This window comes from Streptomyces sp. WM6386, assembly GCF_000972385.1.
Classification (GTDB): Bacteria; Actinomycetota; Actinomycetes; order Streptomycetales; family Streptomycetaceae; genus Streptomyces.
In genome coordinates this window covers 1-673 of record NZ_JXTE01000339.1, presented here as the reverse complement: position 1 = coordinate 673, position 673 = coordinate 1, and the positions used below count along the sequence as shown (strand labels likewise).

Genomic DNA, 673 nt, shown 5'->3' with positions numbered 1-673 from the left:
GTCGATTGTCAGCCATGCCGCCCACTATCGATGTGGTTCCGGTCGCGCAGCGGATCGGCAGGGGTCACCCTGCTTCCATTCAGCCCATCCGATTAGACCGGGCGATTGAGTCAGCCCCGCAGATCCGGCCTGTCCCGAGCAGGACGGGCCGGACCGTTGAGGGGTCGTCAGGAGATACGCCATGCCAGGGCGTAGGGTTGGGCGAATTGGGTGATCCTGTGGGCGCGAACGACGACCTCGGCGTCCCCAGCGGGGACGTTCTGCCAGTTGACCTGCTCGACATTGTTGACGCGGTCGAATCCAGGATCCGTGCCCATGTTGCCGTGGCGTTCCTGGCCGCCCGCGCGGACGATCAGGTTCAGGTCGTTCTGCAGGGCCGCACCGGGCGGGTCCGTCCAGACCAGAGTGATCTTCAGAGTGTTGCCCGCCCCTTGCGGCACCGTGATGCGGAACGCGCGCTTCTCGCCCTGGTCCAGTTCTTCCTCGGCGGCGAATCCCGCCTGGTTGCCGTCGCCGTTGTCGGTCAGGACGACGGACCTTTCGAGGTTGACGAGGCCGAAGCCGGAATTGTTGTTGGGGGAGACGCCGGCCTCACTGGGGTTGTACTGGCCGGGCAAGTCCTGTGCGCCGTTGATCAGCATGGCTTTCAGGAGTGCCGCGCTCGGGTTGGGAG

Annotated in this window: 1 pseudogene; it reads right to left on the bottom strand. The window is 65.5% G+C overall.

Going from position 1 to position 673, the window contains the following annotated elements:
- Positions 1-167 precede the first annotated feature (167 nt).
- Positions 168-673, bottom strand: a pseudogene (locus TN53_RS41585) (KP-43 peptidase); the annotation flags it as partial.